We start from the raw sequence: 26613 nt of genomic DNA, 5'->3' as shown, positions 1-26613 counted from the left end.
TGTGCACAAATTAAGTTGATGCAGAAAAAAATAATGTTTGCGCTATTTTAGGGAAAGTTGGTGCATATTGCAATAAAAAAAAGACCAATTGTAGTTAATTTTGACCTGTGATTAAATTTATTAAAAAATATAGAGCCTTCGTATATGGATTATTAATTCATCGGGTATTAGGTATTATTTTATTGCATTTTAATTTTATATATATTGACAATTCAGACGTATTGGCAAACACATTGAGTTTTCTTTTTAGTTGGATGTTGATTTCGCTTCCAATTCATTATTTTTCGTTTTTAAAACAGCATAAAACTATTAGTTTAAAGTTAATTGTACTGATTTTTATTTTTTTAGCTATAATTATAAATGATATAAATTCCAAAATAGCTGATAATCCTATAACCTTTGCAGGATTAATAAGTATTGGGCTCTATTTTTTCTCAATTATAGCACCTTCCTATTTCAAAAAATACGCATTGATTATCATTGGATTTTACATTTTAGCTTTTGGCTATTTCTATTACATCAGAGTTTATATTGATGATGTAAACCTTTACTTCCAGCAAGAAAAAGAAATTAAAATCATATTGACCATTCCTTTTTTTGGGATGCTATTAATGTGGTTTTATCAGCAATGGAAATGGTTGAAAACGTTGGAAGCAAGAAAATCAAAAGCAGAATTATCGTTATTAAAAAGCCAGATTAATCCACACTTTTTTTTCAATACCCTCAATAATTTGTATGGTTTAATAATCGAAAAATCGGATGACGCACCAAATGTTGTTTTAAGATTATCTGACATTATGCGTTATACCATTTACATGGGAAAAGAAGATTTGGTGCCATTAAAGGATGAAATAGAATATCTAAAGAATTACATCGAATTACATAAAATACGGTATCAAAAAAAGGTAGATATTATCTTTAATCATTCTCAGGACACAAGTTATCAAATTGCTCCATTGATGTTTATTATTCCTTTAGAAAATGCATTTAAACACGGCGTAGAAAGTTTGACAGAAGATGCTTTTATCCATATTAATATGAGAATTGAGAACAACATTATTAATTTTGAAATAGAAAATAATTTTGAAATACGAGAAGCCATTGCGACAGTTGGTATTGGAATAGACAATTTAAAACAGCGCTTAAAGCTATTATATTCCAATAAACACCAAATTCAAATTGAGGTTAAGGATGGTATATATAAATTAACGCTAAAAATAGAAACAGTATGATTTATTATTTAATCATTGATGACGAGCCAATTGCACATCATATTATTGAAAACTATTGTGAAAATTTACCACATCTGCAAAAGAAAGGTAATTGCTATAATGCCTTTGAAGCGATTCAGTTTTTAAATGAAAATTCGGTCGATTTGTTGTTTTTGGATATTAATATGCCCAAACTATCTGGTTTCGATTTTTTAAAAACATTGCCCAATCCACCCAAAATAATTGTGACCACAGCTTACAAAGAATTTGCTTTAGAAGGGTATGAACTCAATATTTCTGATTATTTATTGAAGCCATTTAGTTTTGAGCGATTTGTAAAAGCGATTAACAAAACTATTTCTACTGTTCAAAATAAGAAAGATATACCGACCTTATCAACAACCGAAACCAAAGCAGATGCCGGTAGTATTTTTTTAAAAGGTGATAAAAAGCACCATCAAATTCATTTTGAAGACGTATTATTTATAGAAGCTTTCGGGCATTTTATCAAAGTTTATTTAAAGAATGAGATGATTGTTAGCCCTCAAAAAATTTCAGATTTTGAAAAATTGCTTCCTAAATTAGAGTTTATAAGAACCCATAAATCATTTATTGTTGCCAAAAATAAAATTAAACAAATTGAAGGTAATAGGATTTTAATTGATGTGCACAAAATACCAATTGGACAAACCTATAAAGAGAATATCAATCAACTGTTAAGTTGAATTTTCAATCAAAATTAATATTTTTTCAAAGGCAATACCAGTGATGTACGTTATTGATCAGCCTATTGATTTCTCCGTGCCGGAAAGTACAGTTATGCTGGCTATATACTTAGCTGTTCCATAAGCGGAAAACACCCGGAGAGCACAAAATACCTCTAATGGTATTCGTCGAGCGAAGCTGATGGGTAGATATCCTAATAAAGCCCCCATAGGATATATAAATGTGACATTAATGGATGGTAAAAAAGCAATTGTCCCAAAAGAGCCTGAAGCCGAAGTTATAAAATGGGCTTTCGATAAAGTTGCTCAAAATGATCATAAATTATCTGTGATCAATAAAATTGCTAATGATAAAGGTCTTATATGTTCAAGGTCGCACTTTTTAAGGATTTTGCGCAACCAATTTATTGTGGGCTAATATACTGAAAAGCAAATGATAAGAGGTTTGCACCAACCCTTGATATCGGAATCTTTATTTTATCAAGTTCAGTCTGTCATCAATACAAAAAGAAAAACCACTGTTAAGAGAGAGGATTTAAAAGAAATATTTTTCCTTAGAAGCTTTTTAATATGTCCTGTTTGTAATAGAAAACTCAGCGGAAGTGTTTCGCAAGGACGAGCAAAAAAATACCCATAATATCACTGCTATGATAGATGTAAACAAGGATAAATGCTGTATTCCTTAATAATTGCTATCAAAATAAGCTTCAAGAATTAGTACTTTCAGACAATACTATTGAATTGTTTAAGACTATTTTGCAAGATCAGAACATAAAGACTCAGAAAGTAAGTTATTTGTATGCTCAACATCTAATAGAAAGAAAAATAAAGGAGGAAAACTTAATTCTTCTCTAGGAAGAAAGTTATTTATAATTGGCGTACTAAAAGTAGATGATCACAACAGTTTGAAAAAAAGAAAATCAAGTTAATATAAAAAATGTTAAGAAGGGGGCTTATGATATTAGGTCTAAATTAAAGGCTATAGATAAAAAAAGTAATGAAGTTGTTTAAACTTTTATTTTTTTGATTAGTCTTAATGAAAACGCCAAAAAATGCAGGTTCTTCCAGGTAATATCCAGCGTTTCAAATCTTATCAGCAAAGTCTTGAAGCCATCTAACCAAGCATTTGCCTGCTCTATTTTAAATCTGCTTTCGTACAGTTTTTCATCAAAATAGTGATCATTATCTGTTATTTTTCCATTTCGGGGATTGGTTTTGATGTTACCCACTATTTTCTCCAGTTCTAATTTCTGCCTTAAATTTTCACTGTCAAATCCCGAATCTGCATTCAAAAAAAGACCTTTATGAGAGATCTCAGCTTCGGACAAAATTTCAATAATCTCGCCCATAACATCTTCTATTTCATATAAATCGTGATGATTGCCGCTTCTGGGATTTCCCATCGAAAGCATTTGACCACGATTGTCGCAAAGAAAAATCATATTGCTGGTTTTCGCAGATTTCCTGCTTTGATACCCTGTTGATTCTCCGCCCATTCTGCACCGAGTTTGGCTTCCGTCCAATTGAACACACGACATATCCAAAAACCTCTTGTTACGATTCAAAAGATGAACCCAAATATTCCTGAAACTGCCGTCCTTGATCCATTTATTAAAAAAATAATACACATTTTGCCAGCTTATTTTTTCTTCCCCGAAATAGTCTTTTATCGAAATTTCACGCCACTGACAACCAGTTTTCAAACGTTTTATAATGGTCTGAATTATTTTTACCAAGTCAAACTTTGTAGAAAATCCTCTTTTTCCTTTGCTTAAATGGGGTAAAATCCATTTCTCTATTTTATCTTTGCTGATGTGTTCCAGATCATTAGTCTTTTAAATTGCAATCCAAAATTGCTAATTTTCTCGGAACTCTTTTTTCCTAAATAAGTTTAAACAACTTCAATATTAAAGACAAAGCATTAACCGAAATTTTCCAAAAATTTTCAGGGTTTGACACCTCAGATAAAAAACATCTCGTGAATCTTATTCCACCGATCGATATTGACTATAAAACAGGTAATTTTTCTTTAGATTTAAATCCATCATTTTTAAAAATATTGTCAAATAAAAATAACCACAAAACCATTAAAAAAAATGAATTTCATTGATAAGAATGTTTCAGTAGAACAAGCAATTATTATTCTAGCCAAGACAGGAATTCAGGTAGATGAGAAAGAAGCTAAAAATATATTGGAATTGCTATATTTAATATCAAAGAATTTCAATAAGTCAAAAGAGAGAAAAAGCTCTAACCTTAAGGAGATTTCGAACTCTTAATGATTGTAGATTATAAGCCTTCTTTGGCGCTTTAAGACTGTTTATTTCAAACAGACTAAGTATTTTACGTTTAAAATATCAAACACTAAAAGTCAAATTACAAAATTCTGACAAAGAGATATTTATGGTTAATAAAAAGAGACAACTACTAAACAGTTGTCTCCTTAAGTGACCCCGGAGGGATTCGAACCCCCAACCGTTGGAGCCGAAATCCAATATTCTATCCAGTTGAACTACGGAGCCATTTTATAAATGATAATCGATGAATTATAAATGATGTAATCACTCATCAATCATCATCTATCAATTATATTTAGAAAGTAATCTTTACTCCTCCCAAAATTTGTGCGCCAAGAACTTTATAGCCTTTATACGTCTGGTATTTTGAGTTCAGAAGATTATTTCCGAGTGCGAAAATACTGAAATTTTTGTGAATTTTATACTCTGCAGACAAGTTTAAATCTGCATACCCTCCAACTTTATCATTGGTATCTTCGGTAGACTGATAAACCGTAGGACTTCCAACTCCCTCAAGCACAAATGAATTCGTCGTTCTGTCGCTAGCAAAAATACCTTTAAAACCAAGCATTAATTTTTGATCTAACATCGTATATTTTGCACCAATTGACGCTGTAACAAGTGGTACATTATAGATATCCGAGTAGTTATCAAGGTCAAATTTGGTGAATTTCACTTCCGTATCCAGCACAAGATTGGCTAAAGGAAAATATTGCAGGCTTCCTTTGATATCTCCAACATTTCCGTTATCGTAAACTGCTGAAAAAGTATTGGCATAGTTGTAGGCAGAACGGTTAACCGAAGTATAATCAAACAAATCATTTGCTCTGAAGAACATCATATCTCTCATTTTTCCATAGCCGGCAGAAACGTCATATTTAAACATTTCATCGATATCACCTCTCAAACCCACATAAAAATGATATTTGGTTTCTGTCGGTCTCAAATACTGATCAGATACAATGAATGGATTTTGCTGCAATAAGTCTGAATAGGTATTCAGTTTCAGGCCACCATCTACCCCACCATAGAATTTAAATTCTTCGGCTGCGGCGTACTGAAATTCAGCCTGCGGAAACCAATAGGTCTTATTGTTTTTCATTTGCTCGGCCATCATCGCATTCTGATTTTTTGAGTTCAGAAAAGCAAATGATGAACCTAATGTCAAATAAGATTCTCCTTTTCTGAAAGTCACTTTAGGAGCAAGATTCAGATTAACAAAATTGGATGAATTTTGATTCAGAATCGCAAATTCACTTTTTACCGCTTCAAGGCCTACACCAAGATCAGCATTTAAATTAATACCTGATTTTCCGATTTCCACCGCATGTTTTGACAGATTTGCCAAAATAGAAACCTGATTCTCCTGTGCATCAAAATGATCTTTCAAAAAAGATGATTTTACCCGTACATCATTCAAAATTTCATTGGAATAAAAATCGTAATACCCATTTACTTTAAACTGATTTACTCTTTGATCCAGATCGACATCTCCCGGCTGCATTGCGTAAATTCCGTAATAGTTATAGCTGTCTAACCCATATTGAGCATTCAGATTGAATTTCCCTTTGTCTCCGTAGGAATTAAGAAAAGCTCCCAACGTTGTAGAACTTTGCTTGGAATCCCAGTCATATTCCTTTTTCAGGCCTTGTGTGGAAAGAAAATGCGCGTCGACACCGACTTCAATTTTATTTTCAAGGGTTTTGGAAATATTGGCGTCGCCGAGAATTTTCCCGTAATTCCCCATTCCGAACTGGATATAGTTATTTTGTGCCGATCCTTCAAATTTCGGCGTCACATCCTGTCCCTGAATCGTAGAGGTTTTAAAATCCGAAACAGCAGGAACATCTGTAATTTTGTACTGTACAGGATTCTGGGACTTTTCTTCCGGAGGATAATTTTTAATCGTTTCCACCGAAGTTTTCTTTTTTTCGATTTTCTTTACTTCCGGTTCTCTTTTTTTATTAAGAATCAGTTTTTCTTCCTTGATCTGAGAGAACGCCACCGACGAAAACCCTAAAAATATAATGGATAATAATTGAATTCTTTTGTTCATTATTTTTCTGTATTAATGTAACAATGTAATAATTAGCAATCTAACAATGTAATTCAGCTCGAATTGGCAAACTGGTAAATTGGCAAACTATAATATTTTACTTTTTAATCTGTTTTTTAACCTCTTTCGCTTCCGCTACAATTTCAGGGAAATCTTTATAATTCTCAATAATCTGATCGCATGTATAGCTTGCCTGGTAATTATCTTTTAAACCAACATAGTTTTTAGCCATTAATACAAGGGCTTTTGCACCCCAGTATTCTTCTGAAGAATAATTATTGGCAATCTTGAAAATCGTTTCGTTGGAAGATTTAAAAGCTTTCGCCTTATTCTGATAGAAGGCTTTCGCATACAAAGATTCCGCAGCAACTTCCGTATTGGAAGATTTTTCAAGAGCAGCGTAAGAAGTTTGTGCATCTTTATCTTTTCCGGAATTCATAAGACTTCTAGCCTTGATTACTTTGGCAGTCTCGATCACGGCAGCAGAATTTTTACTGTTGGCAATTACTGCATCTGCAAGTTTTTCTGCCTGGGCAAAGTTCTTTTCATCAGCATATAATTTCATCAACTCTACATTTGCGTAATTTTTAACGTTAATGTCTGAAGAGTTTTTAATATTTTCTAAATATTTTCTGGCTTCTGCCGTATCGCCTTGCACCATATAAATCTGAGCTAACCGAGTCTGTGCATCATCCTGATAATCATTCTGTATGTTGCCGACTTCCTGTAAAACTAATAATGCTTTGGTAGTATTTTTAGTCTGATAATAACTCTCCCCAAGCTCATATTTAGCCTGATAAAGTCCTTCACCAGTAGGGTTTTGCGTTAAATATTTTTCGTAGTACGAAATAGCATTTTTATAATCTTTTTTGGCAAAATACTGTTTCGCTGTGGAAAGATTAATCTCGTCAATTTCAGCAGCATCAACATTAACGCCGATATTTTTAGCGAAATTCTGATAGCCAGCAACATCTCCGTTTTTAGTGAAAATTGGCTTCGCAGCCTGCGCTATTTTTTCAGCATAAGCTGTATTTCTGTACTGCTCTCCAAGAGATTTTAATTCAGCTAAAGCTTTATCGCTCTGGTTTTGGTCGATATAATTCTGAGCCCTGTAAATTGAAGCATTTGCAACAAGGTCTTTGTCAGACGAATTTTTGATCACTTTAGCAAAGAAATCATTGGAATTGGTAAAATCATCCTGCGCTGCATAAGCTGTTCCGATTTCGTACTGAGCATCATCATAATAATCGGACCCAGGATATTTGGACAAAAGGCTCTTCAGGTTCGTGATCTTTGCCTGCGTATCACCTTTAAATCCTAACGCCATTGCTTTCTGATATAGCGTATAGTCCGTCGCATCTTCGTTTTTATCGTAGATCGCGATGGCCTCATTCAGATTATTGTTGGCGTAATTGATATCTGCAAGACGAAGTTCCGCATCATTTTTAAATTCAGGTTTCGGGTTTTTCAGGTATTGTGTAAAATACTGTTCTGCCTGATCAAATTTCTTAGACTTAAAATAAGCATAGCCCAGATCATAAGGTAACTGCTGCTTCTCCGGGAAATTTTCATTTAAAAGCTTTTCGTAACGTACGATTGCAGATGGGTAATTTCCTTTCTGATAGTAAACCTGTCCCAGCCAGTATAAGGCTCTGTTATTAAATTCTTTATTGATGTTAAATCCTAGGCTTCTCAGGAAATACTGTTCTGCTTCGTCATAGTTTCCTTTGTTGAATTCTTCTGTTCCCAATAAATAAGAAACTTCCTGGTCAATTTTATCAATCTCAGGAGATGAATTCTGAAGTCTGTCGATCGCATTCAGCGTTTCTTTATAATTTCCTGAATACAGATAAGATTTCACGAGAAGCGATCTCATCTCTGAAGCGTTGGTATTCGGGTTTTCGTTGATATAATTCTGAATTACCGTTGAAGAACTTTCAAACGGGTTTCCGATATCGTAACTTAATTTGGCATACTGTTCATGAGCCAGCTTTTTCACTTTCGGATCATAATTCATCTGATAAGACGAACGGAATGCTGAAAGTGCTTCCTGCTTTTTGTCAACAGCAAGATAAGCATTTCCCAACTGATAGTATGCGTTTTGAGCTAATGCAGAATTGCTGTTCAATAATTGGTTATAATAAGAAACTGCTTCATCATATTTCTTGAGCTGTGCTGCCACAAATCCCATTTCGTACAAATCATTTTCAGAAGGATTCTGCTGAACACTCAGATAATCTTTAAGATGAGGATACGCTGACGTGTAATCGCCTTTCATAAAGTAACTTTCTCCGATGATCTTATGAACTTCGGCTTTGTACGCATCAGAAATATCTTCATTCAGTAAAGCTGTACCTTCAGAAATCGCCTTGTCGTAATCCTTATCGTTATAATACATCTGTACATAATATGGACGTACGAGCTTTGAATATTTCGGCTGATCTTTTACCGAGTCAAAATACTGGAAGGCTTTATCATTCTGCCTGTCGGAATAGTATAAATGCCCGAGCATATAGGCAATATCGCCTTTTTGAGATTCATCTGCCGTTTTATAAGCTTCTTCCAGCGCATCGGTTGCTCCTTTAGAATCACCCATCATAAACTTAGCATATCCTAATTTTAAGACATATTGCGTATTTTCTTCTTTAGAAAGCTGATATTGATTAACTTTTTTAAGTGTTTCAAGCGCTTTTTGAAAATCTTTTTTAGCGAGATAATAATCTGCCAACGGCAAATTTGCCTGAGCAAAATAGGCAGAGTTCGGATATTCTTTGATAAAAGCCGTTAAGCCTTCTTCCGCATGATTTTTCTGGAGAATCACCCCGATTACGTTATCAAAAAACTGCGCCGCTTCCTGTCTTGACCTCGACAAATTCTGATTGTAGAAATATTGTCTGGCATATTCATATTGAGAAGCGTTGTATATTTTGGTCTGATAAAGATTTTCAGCGAGATTGAATCTGTAGTCTTCTTTTTGAGTAAAGTACTGAGACTGCTGTGCATCGGAGATCCCGAAATAGAACACCGCAGCCGCTAAAAGTATTTTTTTTGATTTCATTAATTTTAAATTTTAAAACGTTTAAGACTGAAAATCAGGTCTAGGATATTTAAAATTCTGCGGAAAAATTATCCACAATCCATCAACGAAAATATTGAAAAGATATTGTATATACAAGCGTTTTAACACATTGTTAATAAGTGGATAATTTTTTAAGACTTCTTAACTTTTCCGTAAGAAACCTTAAGAAAATCTGAATTATTTCAGATAAATAATTACATTTGCTTTTTTCAAATCAAATAAAAGAATTGAATGAGTCAGCTTTTTAGAAGAAAAATCTATTCAGATTCAGATACATCCACGAGCCTGCACAGAGTTTTGGGTGTTTGGGACATTGTGTTTTTTGGTATTGCGGCGATTATTGGCGCAGGAAGTTTCAGCAGTTTGGGAGAGGCTGTTTTCCGAGGAGGCCCGGGAGTGATTCTCTTATATTTGATTTGTGGTTTTGCCTGCGGATTTACAGCACTCTGCTACGCCGAGTTTGCCAGCAGAATTCCCACGGCAGGATCTGCCTATACCTATGCTTACGCCAGTTTTGGAGAACTTATAGCCTGGATTATCGGCTGGGCATTGATTATGGAATATTCTTTTGGTAATATTTATGTGGCTTTTTCATGGTCAGATTATTTTACCAGTTTTCTGGAAAGGATGGGGATGCACATTCCTGATTACCTTACCTGCAGCTATACAGAAGCTAAAAAAGCTTTCATGAACGGCTCCGAAAATAAAGAACTCATTAACGCATGGAAAAATTCACCATTAATTGGAAGTTTGAAGTTTATTGTTGACATTCCCGCTTTAGTTATTAACGGACTAATCACGTGGCTGTGCTATGTCGGCGTTAAAGAAAGTAAAAACTTCAATAACGTTTTGGTAATTCTAAAATTGGCAGTCATTGTTTTAGTGATATTAGTTGGATTTGCTTACATTAATACAGATAACTGGACACCTGTAAATCCTGAAACACAGGTAGCCTCTTTTATGCCGAACGGTTTCGCAGGGGTGATGAGCGCAGTTTCAGGAGTATTCTTTGCCTACATCGGGTTTGATGCATTAAGCGTACTTTCCGAAGAAACTAAAGATCCGCAACGAACATTACCGAAAGGAATGATCATTTCCCTGGTGCTGTGTACTGTTATTTATATCGCTTTAACTTTGGTGTTGACAGGAATGGTAGATTACAGGAAATTTGACGGTGTCGGGGATCCGCTTTCATTTATTTTTGAAAAATCGAATGCCAATGTTGCCTGGATGGAGCTTGTCGTTTCTTTCGTTGCTATTGTTGCGATCACGACAGTTTTATTGGTATTCCAGATGGGACAGCCGAGAATATGGTACGCCATGAGTCGCGACGGGCTGATGCCCCAAAAGTTTCAGACAGTACATCCTAAATACAAAACCCCCTCATTTGCAACGATTATTACAGGAATTGTAGTAGGCGTTCCCATTTTATTCACAGATAAAAGTTTCATCCTGGATTTTACAAGTATCGGAACTATTTTCGCTTTTGTATTGGTATGTGCTGGTGTTTTAATGCTTCCTGCAAAAGAAAAATTAAAGGGCAGATTCCATCTTCCCTATATTAATGGCAAAATCATTTTCCCGGTTATTTTTATCGGTGGACTGATCGGATTCTATTTATGGCAACCTGAATTTTTCGGGAAACTCATGGACTGGAAAGATCCAAAAGAAGGAGAATTCAGAGCGTCTATCGTATTTTTTATTCTGATTAATTTCGTTCTTTGTGTTCTAACCTTTATTAAAAACTTTTCCTTAATCCCTTTGGTCGGATTGAGTTCATGTCTGTATCTTTTGACAGGAATGAGCCACGACAATTGGTTTTGGTTCGGACTGTGGTTTGCGATAGGACTGATCATTTATTTCTGCTACGGATATAAAAACAGTAAGCTCAGAAAAGCTTAATTTAAACGATATAAAGCCGGATCTCAATATTGAATCCGGCTTTTTCTATTTTACAGAACTTCAGATTGGCGAACTTATTGCTTAGGTTTTTTTATAATGTAAACTACAAATGCCATGTCTGAAAGAATAAAAACATTTAAAGAGTTTTACCAGTTTTACCTTACTGAACACAGTAAAATGGGAACCCGGATTTTTCATTTCCTTGGAACTTTATTGGTGTTTTTTGTAATTGGTTATGTAATCAGTTCCGGGAAAGAGCGGTTTTTATGGTACGTCCCGATATTTGGGTATGGTTTTGCATGGTTTAGTCATGCGGTGATTGAAAAAAATAAGCCTGCGACATTTCGCTATCCGCTCTGGTCTCTGATTTCAGATTTCAGGCTCTTCTTTGAATTGCTCATCGGAAAACAGAAATTTACAGGAATTCCTTCCCGGAAAACAACAAAAGAGGTTTAGATTTTATACATATTTAATAATTACGGCGGGTTTGCTTTGCAAACCCGCCGTAATTGTATTATCATTTTTCTTTTTTTCAGATTCTATTATTTAAACCTTTTCTTAAAATTAAACTTCAGCATATTCATCAGTCCCGGTTCAATAATATCTATTCCCAAACCGAAATTACTGTCAGCAACCGTATGATGATCGGCACGGAACTTTTCAAATTCATCCTGTGGAATTTCAAGATTCACAAGAGGATTAAATTCAATATAAACTGTCGCCCCATTTTTGCTTACTTTCTTGCGGCTTTTAAAATCAAAATAGGGATTAGCGATCGTACTTTCCTGAACCGTATATTTTTCTTCCGTATCGATCTTCTGATCGGTGTATAAATTAATCTCATACTTTTCACTGTCGAAGTTATGCCAGAACGGAAGATCTTTGTGCATAAAATCTCTTGCACTTGCTTTTACAACATTTCGGTCAAAATACATCAGAAAACGGTTTTTCTGAGGATCTACGAAATAAGGATTTTCAATCGTCGCATTATACTGAATCCTGAATTCATTCAGCTTTTTATCATCGCTGATAATATCAATTGCGGCATCTTTGAAAATATTCCTGATATCTGTTCCGTTTCTGTCATTTGAATAATTCAGGCTGTAGAAAAGGAAATTATTCCAGCTGTCAATAACTTCCCTTTTATTGGTATTTTTGAAATATCTTCTCATGGCATTGGCACGATTTCCTCTATAGGTCGTCGTTAACATTAACTTTCCTGTAGAATCCTTTACGTTAAAATCAACTTTTTCATCTACACAGAAATAAGGATACCGGTACGCCTTTCTCTCCTTTAATTCCTGGTTTGGTTTCACTTCAAGATAATGCATAAAGTAAATAAATCCACGATTCTCAAGCAAACCGAATTCATCCCGAATCGTAGCATCTACAAAAAATTCTTCACCTTTATGGTTGATTTTCACAATCGCATGATTGAACGTCAACAAAGATGGCAGATAATATTTAATATAAAAATCTGTATGGAAATTCACCAGAACAATAGAAGCGTCAACACCGATATAATCCAGAATTACTTTTAGCAAAACCGATTTAGCCTTACAGTCGCCTTGCTTATTTTCGTAAGTTATCGCAGGTTCCTGTGGCTTATGGCCGTTCATCTCATCAGCATTGAAAACATAATAAATATTATTCTGAACATATTCAATGGCAAACTGAATTTTCTCATCCTGATCTGCAATAGAATCAAGCTTTTCTACGAGACTCGAAGCAAAATCCTTCAACGAAGCCTGGTTGAAAATCTCATTATAAATAGGCGCAATATAATTGGAAAGTTCGATCCAGTTGTTGTCAGTCGCAAAATCTATAAAAGGAAAAATCTCACGGTTGGCATCTACCGGATTTATATAGTTGGTCTCTTCAAAAATGAATTTTTCACCCTTTTCCAGATAGTGTACTTCAGGCTCTAAAACATTACCATTCTTATCTCTGAAAAAAGTTTTTTTGTAGGCTACCTTTTGATTTCTTTCATTAATAAAGGTAAATTTATAGCTGCCATATGCCCAGTAATTATCCGGACTCACCCAAACGTATTTAGAGAATTCCTTTCTTAAGAAATCGCGGTCGGTAAATGGTTTTACCCGTGAATCTTCAAGGATCAGAATATCATACAGACGCAGATCCTTTATGGTGATATTAATTTTTTTATTGCTGCTTAAGATTCCGCCGCTGCTGTGGTTTTCGCTGTCTAAAACTTTAATTTTCGTATCCGGAATTTTATCAATTAAAACACCATCTCTCAAAACACTGATTCGGTGAATATTATACACTTCATTTTCTTCAACAACAATATCGGAAACAGAAGCTCTTTCAAGATTGGCAGGCTCATTTAAAGTATAGGCCATGCAAACATATTCACTATTTTCCGTATTGCTCGTATGGTATTTTTTATCTAGAAAATAACAGAAATCTTTACCGTCACTGTTTTGCTGTCTTGCGAAATCAGAATCCTGTATCCTGTTTATCAATTCCTGATCATCAATATTTCCCGCCCATTCTTCCGATTGACGAATTCTGTAATTTTCAATTTCAAGCTGATTGTCCATATAATTTTACTATTGTGTGTGTTATTCGGTGTAAAAAGAAAAGTCAAATTAGGTATTTTTAAAATATAAAACAAGAGTGAAGATGTTAAGATACCTTAAAACTATATCATAAATTGACCTCGTGAGAAGTATTAGCATAAAAAATACCAAATTGAATTGACTCAATTTATTCCCACACCTTTTGCAAAACAACAATCTGATATGTTACGTTTTAAGAAAAAAATAACCTCAGAAAAATTGAGGTTTTAAGTTTACAGATCTGTATTCGTGTTATGATTATGATCTTTAGGAGGCTTTGGGTAATTTCCTTTGGAAACCTCTCCTACCGTATTGGCAGCAGTCATTGCGACGACAAGATCATTCAGCATATTACTTGCAGCGGTTGGTGAATTTGGCAACAGTACCAGATTACTTCTGTTACTCGATCCTACGGAATGCAACGTATCATAATGCTGCGTAACGACAATCAGTGCAGATGCTTCATGAGAATTGATTTCAACATTATTCAGCATTCGTACGGATTCTTCAAGACCTTTGGCGATTTCTCTTCTCTGGTCGGCAATTCCTTGTCCCTGAAGTTTTTTAGACTCTGCTTCTGCTTTTGCGACAGCAACAATCCTTATTCTCTGAGCCTCAGATTCGTATTCCGCAGCGGTTTTTTCTCTTTCAGCGGCGTTGATCCTGTTCATGGCATGTTTTACCTGCTCATCCGGATCAATATCCGTCACCAGCGCTTTTATGATATCATAGCCATAGCTCTGCATGGCTTCCTGCAATTCTCCTTTTACCGCAATCGCAATATCATCTTTCTTTACGAAAACATCATCCAGTTTAAGCTTGGGAACTTCCGCTCTTACCACATCAAAAACATAAGAAGTGATCTGGTTTTCCGGATTTTCAAGACGGTAATAGGCATCTCCCACCTGCGTTCTGATTACCTGATACTGAACAGATATTTTCATTTTAATAAAAACATTATCCAGTGTTTTGGTATCGATCATCACGTCCAGCTGCTGAATTCTCAGGTTCAGTCTTTTGGCGATCTGATCAATGATGGGCCATTTCAGATGAAGCCCTGAATGCTTTACACCCTGAAATTTCCCGAAACGTTCAATGATTACTGCTGTTTCCTGCTTTACAACAAAAAAAGAAGCAAATAAAATAATTAACCCGATAAAAATAATGGGTACTAAAAAAAGACTCATAGTTTTAATTTTTAATATGAATTTGTATTCTTCATAAAGATATGGTTTTTAGTTTTAAGAAGAAAACCGGCTGAATATTCAACAGTTCAAATCATATTTTACATGGTCATTCCGATATCAATCCCTTTTATTTTCCGGTAAAGATCCGTTGCATAGTTATCCGTCATTCCGGAAACGAAGTCGATAACACCCAGAACTTTCTGATAATCGGTACCATCCTTATACACAAATTGTTGCGGAATGAGTTTCAGAGCTTTTTTATCATAAGATTTTCTTTCATCCTCATGCTTCAGAATGGAGGGGATGAAGTGATCCAGAAGTTCATACATTACATTGTAGCCGGCATTTTCAATTTCAACGACTGCTTTATGATTATATATTTTTTCAATGGAGAAACTTTCAATATCCTGTAAAGTAGTATTTTCAGACTTGTAAAGATCAAGAAGCGCTTTATCCAGATTACCTTCCAGAATTTTGTCAAAGTTCTGCTTATACATTTCCAGTGATTTATTGATCAGGGCATTGATCACTTTTGCCCGCAGATAAGAAATCTGCTCATTTTCGTTGGAAATGGAGTTCAGTTTAGTTTCTATTCTTTGCACATCATCCGTTTCAGATTTTACCAGTTCAAAAAATAAATTTTTACAATCTGCGGTAGATACGATTCCGAGGCGATGTGCATCTTCCATATCAATAATATTATAGCAGATATCATCAGCTGCTTCCACAAGCCATACAAAAGGATGTCTTTTAAAAATATGCGGCTCCTCGCTTTCTGAAATCATATTCGTTTCTCTGGCAATTTCCAGAAAAATATCTTTTTCATTCTGAAAGAAGCCAAACTTTTTCCGGTGAATAATCCCTTTCTCTTTAGCAATCGCCTCACAAGGATATTTGGCAATGCTTGCCAGTGTAGAAAACGTCAGCTGAATTCCTCCTGCATCTTTCCCTTGCTGCTGCTGAGCCAGAACCCTGATCGCATTGGCATTTCCCTCAAAGTTCATCAGGTCTGCCCATTCTTTTTCATTAAATTTAGGTTTCAGATCAGATTCATTTCTTTCAAAATAACTGGCAATCGCATCTTCCCCGGAATGTCCGAAAGCAGGATTTCCCACGTCATGACAAAGACATGCCGCCGCGATCACGTTTCCCAGATTATGCAGGTAAAAATTTCCGGCATCTTCCGTAAGGTCATTTTTATACTGATCGTAGATATACTCACCCATTACGCTGCCAAGACTTCTTCCAACTGATGAAACTTCCAGAGAATGCGTAAGTCGATTATGCACAAAAACACTTCCCGGCAACGGAAAAACCTGTGTTTTGTTCTGAAGTCTCCTGAAAGCCGATGAAAAAATAATTCTGTCAAAATCTCTCTGAAAATCCGTTCTTGAAGCTTTTGTATGCGGATTGTTTCCTGTACGCTGATTCGTGAAAATCTGGTTTAAGTTCATCATTTTTCAAAATTACTTCAAATTTTATTTTTTTTAAACAAATCGTGTCAGTTTTTCTCAGAAACTCATCTATCGTCCTTCTTTTAAAACTTTATTGTGGCAGAATTATTGTTATCTCGCCTATAAAACAAGATTATGCCAGAAGGTCCTTCCATCATATTAATGAAAGAAAGCATTCAAAAATTTGAAGGCAAAAAAATCACAGAAGCTTCCGGAAATGCTAAAATAGATAAGGATATTCTGCTTGGGAAGACCTTACAGCAAATAAAGACTTTCGGAAAGCAGACTTATCTGGTATTCGATGACGTAGCCATAAGAATTCATCTATTGATGTTTGGCTCACACAGCGTCGACGAACAAACAAAACCTGACCAACAGCTCAGATTAGCTTTATTATTTTCAAACGGCGGAATGTATTTTTACACCTGTCATGTAAAAATGGTAGATGCAGACTTTTTAGCAAACATCGACTGGGAAGCAGATGTCATGAGCGATGACTGGAATCCTTCAAAAGCAGAGAAAAAATTAAAATCAAATCCGGATATGATGGTCTGCGATGCATTAATGGACCAGAATATCTTTTCAGGAGTGGGAAATATCATTAAAAACGAAGTTCTCTTCAGAATCGGCGTGCAGCCTGAAAGCCTTTTGGGTAAAATGCCACCAAAAAAAATAAAAGAATTAATGAAAGAAGCCAGAAACTACAGTTTTGATTTTCTCGAATGGAAAAGAGATTTCACCCTGAAGAAACATTGGCTGGCTCACACGAAAAAGATCTGTCCGAAATGCGGACAAAAACTCATCAAAAAACAAACTGGTAAAGGAAAAAGAAGAAGTTTCTATTGTGAAACCGATCAGGAATTATATCAGTAAATACGATCATTATTGAATAAACTGAAAATCCACGGTGCTAAAATATGAAAATTCAATAAATTCACTACTCCTTCTTAAACCCTTTACTTCACGGCATAACTTATAGATTTCCAACAAGATCTACCCTTCATATTTCACATTCTTTTTCACTTCCGAAGGATTAAAAATTAAATTTTGTTAATATTCAGCTTCTTTAATCAAAAAAAGGTGATATAAATCAGGTCCTGTTTCATCTTATGCAACACATTTTGATTATTAAGTATTAAACACAAAACAGCATCCTTTGAAAGATTAGTAAAATTTTGAATAAAAATTAACAAATTCACAAATAATTTTTCATGTTTATATTAATTTTACGTAAACATATTTTAGCCCAAAAGTTAATTTAACACACTTATAACACTGATATACATCATATTTATTTCTTTGAGGTATCATTTTATTGTCGTAATATTGCAATATCAAATTAACAATAATTAATCAAATAATTAAAAATACAATAAAATGATCGCTTACATCGGAATCGCAACATGTTTAGTAGTTTTTACTTCTTATTTTGCAACAGTAAAAAGAGAACAGAGAGATTAATCTCAATTCCATGGCTTGGATTTTTTAGCCTGAGAATACACAAATGAAATGTATTGTTTATGTTTTCAATCTTCGAAAGATTGAATGCTCTTTTACTCACAGCGAGTAAAAGGGCAACAAAGACAAAGGACAATCTACACTAAGGACAATTTTTAATTTTTATAATAGCCGATAGAGTCGAACAGCTTTTTGTTCGGCTTTTTTGTTGAATAAACTTTTATCTTTGCCAATAAATTTTCCGCACATGAATCTCTACAACCTTATTATTCAGGACAAAGAAGAAGTAACTCTCAACGATGTATTCCTTGAACCCTATAATAAGGAACAGCTGATGCAGCTTATCAAAGAAAATACCTACGCCACGGAATTGCAGAAATACGGACTTCCTGTAAACAATAAAGTCCTTCTTCAGGGCAGTTCGGGATGCGGAAAAACGATGACGGCAAAGGCCATCGCCAATGCATTAGGAAAAAACATTATTATTCTTAACCTCAGCAATATCGTTTCGTCAAGAATTGGCGAGACTTCACAAAATATTAAGATGATCTTCGATAAAGCGGCGAGAGAAAGATCCGTCCTTTTTCTGGATGAGCTCGACCAGATCGGGAAAGCCAGAGGAAGTGACGACAAAGATGTAGGCGAAATGAGAAGGCTGGTGAATACCCTGATCCAGCTGATTGATTATTATCCTGAAAATGCACTGTTACTTTGTGCCACCAATCATCCTGAAATTATTGATACCGCTCTGATCAGACGTTTTCAGCTGAAAATTAATTACGAAATGCCATCCAAGGAATTTCTGGATCAGTTTTATGACAATATGCTCTTAAAATTTCCCTCAGATTTAAGGAATATTGAGAGGAAATATGATATTTCTTTTGCCGAGGCGAAAGATTATGCTTTTACGGTCGTGAAGGCGAAACTCATTCAAAAGTTGGAAAATAAAATAGAATACTGATTAATAGATAAATTTCTTCTTTTTCAATCATGAACCTGCATTATTTCAATAGCAGACGGGTTCGTCTATTCGAGTGTTTTTTCGTAACAAAGTGAAGAAAAAATGTATCGGGAACTGATGATAGCTTTATTAGTGGGAGTTTCGGATAGTTTGATTGTTTTAGAGTATGGGTCCTGGTTTCCTGTCGAAGGGGTGACTCATGATTATATGGAATTATCTGTCAAATCTTTGGGAGGCAATTGAATCCATCCTGTTTACCTCATAATAACACCCCCCAAAAAAAGTAGTCTATCGTAGACTACTTTTCTCAGCTACAAATGTAAACAAATTCTTTTTACTTCCAAACACAACAAATTGTTTTCTAATTTCTTAGTTTTGTTCATCATAAAGTCTTAAAGAAAAATTTGTAGCAAAACAGGCGCAATTTTACACCTCATTTTACACCTGTTTTTAAGAAGTTTTGCAGTGGTGAGCCTTGTATGTAAAAAAGTAGTCTACGATAGACTACTTTCTTACAAAACATGAGACTACAAATGATATTTCCCTCTAAAGCCCTCTCCCTCACACGCAAAAGCGTGGTATTGTTGTGCTTTTTGGTGGTCTTGATATCATCATTATTGAGCGCTCAAACTTTTGTATCCTCCGATTCTGTAGTCTTTGTATCCAAAGACTCCTATCTCTATGCAGAATCTCCAGTATATATTTCCAGTCAAAACCTGAGAAAAGCATCTTTTAAGAAGTGGTCTAAAACTATTATCAAAAGAACCTCTTCTACAGTTTCTAATAAGAATTCCACAGGTAGCCCAACGGATAGTTTGTGTTATAAAAGCTGTCCGACAGGCAAACACAGTCTTGGACTGTTTTCTAATTCATCTTCAATGGCTGTTATCGGAACTTCTTCCCCAGTAAAGCTTCATCAGAAATTAATACAATCTTTTTTTCTTCTATTTATATGCGCAAGAAGGGATGAGAAAAAACATATTCATATCACTTCTCATCCTTTTCAGCTTACACCTATTACCATCAATCATTTCGGGCGTCCTCCGCCTGTGCTTCAATCTTAAGGCACAAGAGTTTTTTTAACACATCAGTCACATAAGAAGTTAGGTTACAACTTTGAAAACAAAAAGAACACATAAGTTTTGAAAATCTTTGATTTTCCTTTGCAACAAATGGTCATTCACTATTCACTCTATTTGTCATCCCGTAGGGATCTCAGCAAAGAATTCCACATAACATCTGTGAAATTAGTGTTCAACCATTAGTGCCATTCGTGTTTCGTCAATTCGAGTGTTTTTTCGTAACAAGGTGAAGAAAAAATATATCGAGAATGAATTTATCCTCAAACTCACAAACTTCTCGATACGATTCTTCAAAATCTACTCGAAGTGACGAGCCTGTCGAAGCTATTATTGAGTCGGAGGGTTTGAGAGTGGGAGCGTTTTAGGGTCGGAGTGGAATATGGGATGGTTTGAGAGGGGAAATAGTGGCTTCGGCTCCGCTCAGCCACCAGGACTCTCCCACACTCAAACTCTAAAACTCTCCAACTCTAAAAGCTCTGCGAGCCCTTATAAGTGCAACACCTTTGTGAAACTAAAAAACACATCATAGATAAAAAAAATCTTAGCGCACTTCGTGTTCAAATAACAATGTCATCAAAAAATAAACAAACATAAATACAAAACAATGAAACAATTAATTACAACAGCTGTTCTGCTTTTCAGCATCACAACATTCGCTCAAGTGGGGATTAACAATACTTCTCCCAAAGCCACTCTAGACATTACTCCTAAAACCACTGACGGCAGCAAGCCGGAAGGACTTCTTATTCCGCAATTGGACGGAAATTCACTCAAAACTGCGGCGTACGGAACAGCCCAAAAAGGAGTGATTGTTTATGCCAAATCGGCAGCAAGTCCCACGGATACCAAAACCGTTAATGTCACTACAGAAGGTTACTATTACTTCGATGGCAGTGCATGGCAGAAAATGAACGGCGCAGCATCGGGTGACACTACCAACGATGCGTGGATCAATGACACTACCAATGGCATGGTAAAATTGGGAACCAAAGCTGACGGTACAGCCAGAGCCGCGGGGACGGATTTTGTATCCAAAGATAATGGCCAGATCGGAATTGGAACAAGCAGCCCGGATGCCAGTGCAGTCTTGGATATTACAGCTACTAATAAAGGATTATTAATTCCTAGAGTAGCTTTGACAAGTACGACAGATCAAACAACAATATCTAATCCAGCTACCGGTCTAATGATATATAATACAGCTACAGCAGGAACAGCACCCTACGATGTAACACCTAATCTTATGGTTAACAATGGTACTCCTACTTCTCCTTCGTGGACAAAAGTAGTTAGTCAAAATACAGTTACTGGGACGGGAGTAATTGGGTCGTGGTCTGGCTCAAACACAGGAAACAATTATACAGGAACAATTACATCTGTTGAAGATGGTATTAGTTTTCGATCAACATTAGCTGGTGGTGGTATTGCATATATAGATTATGCAAGCGTTACCAGTGGTACCAATTTAATTAGTACTGCAGGCAGCGAAGAAAGTAATGGTGGATGGTATTGGAAAGGAAAAGATACCACTACTGTAGGTACTTCGTTTACTGCAATAACTCAGGGGTCGGGTACAGTTATGGGTAGCGGTAGAAGAACTATAACCGTTGTAAATTTGACAAATGGTTATATATATAGAATTACCCTTATGATCGATAGCAGTAATAATCGTGCCTTTTATTTTGTTGAGAAAGTAAAGTAAATATCCGATCTCCGCTGGCGCGAGTGCTAGCAATCCGACAACAACTACATTAATTAATCTTAATCCTCATAGGTTTGAAAACCTGTGAGGTTTTAATAACAACCATTTAAAATATACAACAATGGCAACAATTCTTCACAGAATCAAAGCGTATCTGTATGATAACGTTTTAACGAAAGATAATCCTAATGATTTCACCGCCAGAACGGCCAGCGAGAGAAGTCTCAATGTACAGCAGATCTGCCAGTCAGCCGTAGGTCGTGGTGGTGCAGATATCTCTGCTTCAGCAATGGAGCACGCCACAGAGCTTTTCCTGAAAGAAATGGCGTATCAATTGTGTGACGGGTACTCCATTAATACCGGCTACTTTACAGCCAATACCACCATCCGTGGGGTCTTCGACAGTCCGTCAGAGACTTTTAATAAAGATAAGCACAGCATTATTTTCCAGTTCAACCAGGGAGAGAAGCTGAGGGCAGAGATTCCAAACATTGAAGTCGATATCCTCGGTCTTGCGGTAACCTCCTCCGCCATTATGCAGGTAACCGATGTGAAGAGCGGTTCGGTCAACGATCTTATGACCCCTGGAAGAAACCTTAAGATTTCCGGGAGCAAGATTAAAGTAGAAGGTAATGATCCGTTTGTCGGGATATTCTTCATCAACACTGCTACTAATGTCAGAACGATGGTAGAAGAAAGCGATATCGTAATGAACAATCCTTCAGAGCTTATCGTTGTGATACCTGCATTATCGTCAGGAAGTTATCATTTAGAAATCGTAACCCAGTTCACCGGCAGCTACCTGCTGAAAGAACCCCGCACGGCTGTTTTCGAGCGTGAGTTAACGGTTCAGTAAAAGCGTTCCGCTTATTTCATTCCTAAGTGTTCTCCACTTAGGCAGCTAAGTGGGATACCCTTAGGGTGCTAAGTGATCTCCCCATACGAGGCTAAGTGGTATTCACTTAAGAACGAAACGATCATATAGCAAAAGAATGCTGTATTTACAAAAACGTAGAGATTTTAGTAGAAAGGCTGTCCGGAAGGGCAGTCTTTTTTTGTGGAAGGGTTGGAAAGTTTTAGGGTTTTAGGGTCGGAGGGTTTTAGAGTGCTCCTCAGTCTGCAAGCTTTTAACACAAAGATTTTTTTACGGCGTATGATTAAAGAAGGCTAAGAATGAATCAGCAAGCTGATTTGATAAAGCTTGTGTTTCACTTTGCGTAGCAATTTATTGCCTTTGCTAAAGTCAACGGAATAGCAAATTACCCATTGCGTTAAAATAGTCTCGCGCAGATTTTGCAGATTATGCAGATTTCTTTGCATGAAGTTTTTAACGCAAAGAAAGAAGCGGTCCTAAAAGTCTGGATAGACCTTTTTTGTAATTGCCACTACTTTATCTGATTTAAATAATGATTTTATAGCACAGCATAGGATTTGCTCCTTCGGAGCAATATCTGTGTAGATCCATATCAGCATCTTGTACCAGAACTCCGTAGGAGTTCTATCTTATCATAGCACACCTCCGGCGTGCTTGCGATATTGTATTGTTTTTTTCTACTACACAGATATTACTCCTTCGGAGCATAAAAAATTACTTGTTCAATTTTCAGGCGTAAAAAAAGAGGCTATCCAAACTTTTTGGACAGCCTCTTCATTATCTATTTAAAAACTTTAATTACATATAAGCTTCAATCGGCTCACAAGTACAAACTAAGTTTCTGTCTCCGTAAGCTTCATCAATTCTTGAAACAGAAGCAAAGAATTTATGATCTCTCACCCACTCCAATGGATATGCTGCTTTCTCTCTGCTGTATGGTTTATCCCATGAATCTGAGATAACTACCTGTTCAGTATGAGGGGCATTTTTCAACACATTATTTGTTGCATCCGCTTCACCGTTGGCGATCTCATCAATTTCATGTTTAATCGCGATGAGTGCTTCTGCGAAACGGTCGATTTCTGCTTTGCTTTCAGATTCTGTAGGCTCGATCATCAATGTTCCTGCCACAGGGAAAGAAACAGTCGGAGCATGGAAACCATAGTCCATTAATCTTTTTGCTACGTCAGCAACTTCAATTCCTAACGATTTGAACTGTCTGAAATCTACGATACATTCGTGCGCTACTTTTCCGTTTTTATTTGAATATAAAATAGGGAAATGTTCCGCTAAAATCTCTTTTAAATAATTAGCATTTAAAATAGCATGTTCAGTCGATTTTTTCAATCCTGAAGTTCCTAACATTTTAATGTAAGCGTAAGAAATATTAAGGATTAATCCTGAACCGTAAGGTGCTGCAGAAATACCTTCGATAGAATCTTTAGAACCAATTTTGATATTGGCATTGGAAGGTAAGAATGGAACTAAATGCTTAGCCACACAAATCGGGCCAACTCCTGGACCTCCTCCTCCGTGAGGAATCGCAAACGTTTTGTGAAGATTTAAGTGGCAAACGTCCGCCCCAATATTTCCCGGACTTGTATAGCCTACCTGAGCGTTCATATTAGCACCATCCATATAAACCTGTCCGCCATGCTCGTGGATCAATGCGGTAATTTCTTTAATGTTGGCATCGAAGAATCCGTAAGTTGACGGATATGTGATCATCACACAAGAAAGGTTTTCAGAATGCTGTTCTGTTTTAGATTTTAAATCTTCAAAATCGATTTCTCCGCTTTCAAGGTTTTTCACCACAACGATCTTCATTCCCGCCATAGCTGCAGAAGCCGGGTTTGTTCCGTGCGCAGACTGAGGAATCAACACTACATTTCTGTGGCCTTCACCTCTTGAAATGTGATATTCTCTGATCACCATTAATCCTGCGTATTCTCCCTGTGCTCCCGAGTTCGGCTGAAGAGAAGTTCCCGCAAAACCGGTGATTTCCGCTAAATCTTTTTCAAGTTCACGGATCATTTCCTGGTAACCTTCTGCCTGATTTACCGGTACAAACGGGTGAATAGCTCCCCAGTTTTCCCATGAAAGAGGAAGCATCTGAGTTGCAGCGTTCAGCTTCATCGTACAAGAACCCAAAGAAATCATTGAGTGCGTCAATGATAAATCTTTTCTTTCCAGACGCTTGATGTAACGCATCAATTCTGTTTCCGTATGGTATTTGTTGAATACTTCTTCCGTAAGAATTTCGTCTTTTCTTAAATTCTCTTCCGGAATGCTGTATCCTTCTTTAATTTCTAATTTGAAAGTCTGCTTGTCTTTAAACTGAGCAAAAGAAGCCATCAGAATATTCAGTTTATCTAAAGTCGTACTTTCGTTGATCGCAATACTTACCACCCCTTCTGTGAAATAGTTCAGATTCAGTTTATGATCAAGCATCATTCTCATCAGTCTTCCCTTTTCATCTTCATTAAGATTGATTTTTACCGTATCAAAGATCGGTTCTTCAACGATGTCATATCCTAATGCTTTAAGCCCGCCTTTTAAAGCATTTGCCTTAAAGTGAATCTGATCAGCAATATAATTTAATCCTTTTGGACCATGGTAAACGGCATACATTCCTGCCATCACCGCCAGAAGAACCTGAGCCGTACAGATGTTGGAAGTCGCTCTTTCTCTTTTAATGTGCTGCTCTCTGGTCTGCAAAGCCATTCTTAACGCACGTTTTCCGTAAGCATCCTGGGAAACCCCGATGATTCTTCCCGGAATATCTCTCTTATAGTCTTCCTTACAAGAGAAGAACGCCGCGTGAGGGCCACCGTACCCCAACGGAATACCGAATCTCTGCGTTGTACCTACGGCACAGTCAGCACCCATGGATGCCGGAGATTTTAATTTAACTAAAGCCATCGGATCGCAGGCAACAACCACCTGAAGATCTGATTTTTTATAGTCAACAATATTTTCTGTATAATCTAAAACGATTCCGTTTTTACCAGGATACTGCAATAACACTCCGAAGTAAGAACCATCGAATTCATGAGTAGCATGATCTCCTTCTACGATTTCGATCTCAAGACCTTCAGCTTTTGTTTTTAATACAGAAACGGTCTGAGGTAATACAAGGTCGGAAACGAAGAATTTTTTGGCTCCGCTTTTTTTCTGATCTTTCGTTCTGTTGTTGAAGAACATATGCATTGCTTCTGCAGCCGCTGTAGATTCATCCAATAAAGAAGCATTGGCCAGGCCAAAGCCTGTAAGATCGCACACAACAGTCTGGAAGTTCAGAAGAGCCTCAAGTCTTCCCTGTGCTATTTCCGCCTGGTAAGGCGTGTAAGCGGTGTACCAGCTCGGGTTTTCAAAGATATTCCTCTGAATAGCCGACGGCAGTAAGGTATTGTGATATCCAAAACCGATGTAGCTTGTATAATCAGTATTCTTTGCTGCCAGCTCTTTGGAATGGTTCAGCATTTCATATTCTGAAAGCGGTTCTGAGATATCAAGATCTTTTTCTAAGCGGATAGAAGAAGGAATGGTTTGAGAGATGAGCTCTTCAACACTTGAAACGCCAATTTTTTCCAGCATTGCCTGTTTATCGGCTTCATTCATGGAAATGTGGCGGCTCACAAACTGTTCTGTATTCATTTTTATTTATTAGATTTTGTTTGTAAAAAAGATTCGTAAAATTACGGATTTTTAGAAAATTGTACAAGTAAATTGAAATCACACTAAAATCACCTAATACATTCTATGTTATTCATAATTAATGGATTTTTATTATCATTTTAAACGTAAAATCAGGTAAAATTATATTTTAAGATAAATTTTTATAATGTCTTATTTTTGAAAATTCTTTAAAAATCGACTTAAAGAACGCTAGCAATGAATCAATTTCACATATCGCAATTCTTTATAAAAACAACTTTTTGAAAGCTCTGTTTTTAAATTCTAATTATTTAACATTCAAACTCATAAAATTTATGAATTTTATTATCTGTATTTATTCTAAATTAATATATTTGCAACATGAA

General features: G+C 36.1%; 18 protein-coding genes and 1 tRNA gene. 11 read left to right on the top strand and 8 right to left on the bottom strand.

Features of this window, described 5'->3' with window-relative positions; genetic code table 11:
* Positions 1–107: 107 nt before the first annotated feature.
* The 3 genes from ACWNCI_RS02765 (at position 108) to ACWNCI_RS02755 (ending at position 2354) form a co-directional block, all read left to right on the top strand.
* Positions 108–1232, top strand: coding sequence for a sensor histidine kinase (locus ACWNCI_RS02765; RefSeq protein WP_449387099.1), 1125 nt, complete (start codon positions 108–110; stop codon positions 1230–1232).
* Positions 1229–1936 carry a LytR/AlgR family response regulator transcription factor gene (locus ACWNCI_RS02760; protein ID WP_449387098.1) on the top strand — a complete coding sequence of 236 codons (708 nt, stop codon included), beginning with the start codon at positions 1229–1231 and terminating at the stop codon, positions 1934–1936. The genes ACWNCI_RS02765 and ACWNCI_RS02760 overlap by 4 nt, the downstream gene beginning before the upstream one ends.
* Before the next feature lie 232 nt (positions 1937–2168).
* The gene (locus ACWNCI_RS02755) at positions 2169–2354 is read left to right on the top strand and encodes a hypothetical protein (RefSeq protein ID WP_449387097.1); all 186 of its coding nucleotides are present in this window, start codon (positions 2169–2171) and stop codon (positions 2352–2354) included.
* Positions 2355–2943: 589 nt separating this feature from the next.
* On the opposite strand, the gene ACWNCI_RS02750 is transcribed toward ACWNCI_RS02755, so the two are convergent.
* Entirely contained in the window at positions 2944–3723 is a 780-nt protein-coding gene (locus tag ACWNCI_RS02750; RefSeq protein ID WP_449389477.1) for a transposase, read from the bottom strand.
* Between the two features lie 309 nt (positions 3724–4032).
* Between ACWNCI_RS02750 and ACWNCI_RS02745 the strand changes: the two genes are divergently transcribed.
* Positions 4033–4215, top strand: coding sequence for a PTS sugar transporter subunit IIBC (locus tag ACWNCI_RS02745; RefSeq protein WP_449387096.1), 183 nt, complete (start codon positions 4033–4035; stop codon positions 4213–4215).
* Positions 4216–4384: 169 nt separating this feature from the next.
* Here the strand turns inward: ACWNCI_RS02745 and ACWNCI_RS02740 are convergent.
* From ACWNCI_RS02740 to ACWNCI_RS02730, 3 genes are all read right to left on the bottom strand, one after another.
* Positions 4385–4458: transfer RNA gene (locus ACWNCI_RS02740), tRNA-Arg, on the bottom strand.
* A 70-nt stretch (positions 4459–4528) separates the two neighbouring features.
* Positions 4529–6289, bottom strand: coding sequence for a TonB-dependent receptor (locus ACWNCI_RS02735; RefSeq protein WP_449387095.1), 1761 nt, complete (start codon positions 6287–6289; stop codon positions 4529–4531).
* Between the two features lie 97 nt (positions 6290–6386).
* Positions 6387–9347 carry a tetratricopeptide repeat protein gene (locus ACWNCI_RS02730; RefSeq protein ID WP_449387094.1) on the bottom strand — a complete coding sequence of 987 codons (2961 nt, stop codon included), beginning with the start codon at positions 9345–9347 and terminating at the stop codon, positions 6387–6389.
* A 252-nt stretch (positions 9348–9599) separates the two neighbouring features.
* On the opposite strand from ACWNCI_RS02730, the gene ACWNCI_RS02725 reads away from it, so the two are divergent.
* On the top strand, positions 9600–11270 hold the full coding sequence (locus ACWNCI_RS02725; protein WP_449387093.1) for an APC family permease: 1671 nt from the start codon (positions 9600–9602) through the stop codon (positions 11268–11270).
* A gap of 114 nt (positions 11271–11384) precedes the next feature.
* Entirely contained in the window at positions 11385–11726 is a 342-nt protein-coding gene (locus tag ACWNCI_RS02720) for an Mpo1-like protein (protein WP_449387092.1), read from the top strand.
* An 86-nt stretch (positions 11727–11812) separates the two neighbouring features.
* Here the strand turns inward: ACWNCI_RS02720 and ACWNCI_RS02715 are convergent, their stop codons facing one another.
* The 3 genes from ACWNCI_RS02715 to ACWNCI_RS02705 form a co-directional block, all read right to left on the bottom strand.
* Positions 11813–13834, bottom strand: a complete 2022-nt coding sequence (locus ACWNCI_RS02715; RefSeq protein ID WP_449387091.1) for a DUF3857 domain-containing protein — start codon at positions 13832–13834, stop codon at positions 11813–11815.
* 251 nt (positions 13835–14085) lie between these two features.
* Positions 14086–15039 carry an SPFH domain-containing protein gene (locus tag ACWNCI_RS02710; RefSeq protein WP_346985632.1) on the bottom strand — a complete coding sequence of 318 codons (954 nt, stop codon included), beginning with the start codon at positions 15037–15039 and terminating at the stop codon, positions 14086–14088.
* A 98-nt stretch (positions 15040–15137) separates the two neighbouring features.
* Positions 15138–16493 (bottom strand): deoxyguanosinetriphosphate triphosphohydrolase, encoded by a 1356-nt coding sequence (locus tag ACWNCI_RS02705; RefSeq protein WP_449389476.1) that lies wholly within the window; start codon positions 16491–16493, stop codon positions 15138–15140.
* A 135-nt stretch (positions 16494–16628) separates the two neighbouring features.
* Between ACWNCI_RS02705 and ACWNCI_RS02700 the strand changes: the two genes are divergently transcribed.
* The 5 genes from ACWNCI_RS02700 to ACWNCI_RS02680 all read left to right on the top strand — a co-directional run bounded on the left by ACWNCI_RS02700 (position 16629) and on the right by ACWNCI_RS02680 (position 22552).
* The gene (locus tag ACWNCI_RS02700) at positions 16629–17366 is read left to right on the top strand and encodes a DNA-formamidopyrimidine glycosylase family protein (protein ID WP_449387090.1); all 738 of its coding nucleotides are present in this window, start codon (positions 16629–16631) and stop codon (positions 17364–17366) included.
* A gap of 832 nt (positions 17367–18198) precedes the next feature.
* A complete protein-coding gene (locus tag ACWNCI_RS02695; RefSeq protein ID WP_449387089.1) occupies positions 18199–18912 on the top strand; it encodes an AAA family ATPase in 714 nt (237 codons plus the stop codon).
* A 617-nt stretch (positions 18913–19529) separates the two neighbouring features.
* Complete coding sequence (locus ACWNCI_RS02690) at positions 19530–19976, top strand: hypothetical protein (RefSeq protein ID WP_449387088.1); 447 nt, start codon at positions 19530–19532, stop codon at positions 19974–19976.
* A gap of 622 nt (positions 19977–20598) precedes the next feature.
* Positions 20599–21696: a hypothetical protein gene (locus ACWNCI_RS02685; protein ID WP_449387087.1), complete on the top strand. Its 1098-nt coding sequence runs from the start codon at positions 20599–20601 to the stop codon at positions 21694–21696.
* A gap of 121 nt (positions 21697–21817) precedes the next feature.
* The gene (locus ACWNCI_RS02680) at positions 21818–22552 is read left to right on the top strand and encodes a DNA-binding domain-containing protein (RefSeq protein WP_449387086.1); all 735 of its coding nucleotides are present in this window, start codon (positions 21818–21820) and stop codon (positions 22550–22552) included.
* An 816-nt stretch (positions 22553–23368) separates the two neighbouring features.
* On the opposite strand, the gene gcvP is transcribed toward ACWNCI_RS02680, so the two are convergent.
* Entirely contained in the window at positions 23369–26227 is a 2859-nt protein-coding gene (gene gcvP, locus ACWNCI_RS02675) for an aminomethyl-transferring glycine dehydrogenase (RefSeq protein ID WP_449387085.1), read from the bottom strand.
* Between the last annotated feature and the right edge of the window lie 386 nt (positions 26228–26613).

It is taken from the genome of Chryseobacterium lineare (genome assembly GCF_977014045.1).
Note: the sequence above shows the minus strand (reverse complement) of the source record. Positions and strands in the feature narration are given on the sequence as shown.

What these genes read in the sequence shown, in the direction of transcription:
- ACWNCI_RS02720 (WP_449387092.1), top strand. Translation starts at nt 11,385, where the DNA reads ATGTCTGAAAGAATAAAAACATTTAAAGAGTTTTACCAGTTTTACCTT.
- ACWNCI_RS02705 (WP_449389476.1), bottom strand. Translation starts at nt 16,493, where the DNA reads ATGAACTTAAACCAGATTTTCACGAATCAGCGTACAGGAAACAATCCG.
- ACWNCI_RS02695 (WP_449387089.1), top strand. Translation starts at nt 18,199, where the DNA reads ATGAATCTCTACAACCTTATTATTCAGGACAAAGAAGAAGTAACTCTC.
- ACWNCI_RS02745 (WP_449387096.1), top strand. Translation starts at nt 4,033, where the DNA reads ATGAATTTCATTGATAAGAATGTTTCAGTAGAACAAGCAATTATTATT.
- ACWNCI_RS02700 (WP_449387090.1), top strand. Translation starts at nt 16,629, where the DNA reads ATGCCAGAAGGTCCTTCCATCATATTAATGAAAGAAAGCATTCAAAAA.
- ACWNCI_RS02685 (WP_449387087.1), top strand. Translation starts at nt 20,599, where the DNA reads ATGAAACAATTAATTACAACAGCTGTTCTGCTTTTCAGCATCACAACA.
- ACWNCI_RS02715 (WP_449387091.1), bottom strand. Translation starts at nt 13,834, where the DNA reads ATGGACAATCAGCTTGAAATTGAAAATTACAGAATTCGTCAATCGGAA.
- ACWNCI_RS02725 (WP_449387093.1), top strand. Translation starts at nt 9,600, where the DNA reads ATGAGTCAGCTTTTTAGAAGAAAAATCTATTCAGATTCAGATACATCC.
- ACWNCI_RS02755 (WP_449387097.1), top strand. Translation starts at nt 2,169, where the DNA reads ATGGATGGTAAAAAAGCAATTGTCCCAAAAGAGCCTGAAGCCGAAGTT.
- ACWNCI_RS02710 (WP_346985632.1), bottom strand. Translation starts at nt 15,039, where the DNA reads ATGAGTCTTTTTTTAGTACCCATTATTTTTATCGGGTTAATTATTTTA.
- ACWNCI_RS02680 (WP_449387086.1), top strand. Translation starts at nt 21,818, where the DNA reads ATGGCAACAATTCTTCACAGAATCAAAGCGTATCTGTATGATAACGTT.
- ACWNCI_RS02760 (WP_449387098.1), top strand. Translation starts at nt 1,229, where the DNA reads ATGATTTATTATTTAATCATTGATGACGAGCCAATTGCACATCATATT.
- gcvP (WP_449387085.1), bottom strand. Translation starts at nt 26,227, where the DNA reads ATGAATACAGAACAGTTTGTGAGCCGCCACATTTCCATGAATGAAGCC.
- ACWNCI_RS02730 (WP_449387094.1), bottom strand. Translation starts at nt 9,347, where the DNA reads ATGAAATCAAAAAAAATACTTTTAGCGGCTGCGGTGTTCTATTTCGGG.
- ACWNCI_RS02735 (WP_449387095.1), bottom strand. Translation starts at nt 6,289, where the DNA reads ATGAACAAAAGAATTCAATTATTATCCATTATATTTTTAGGGTTTTCG.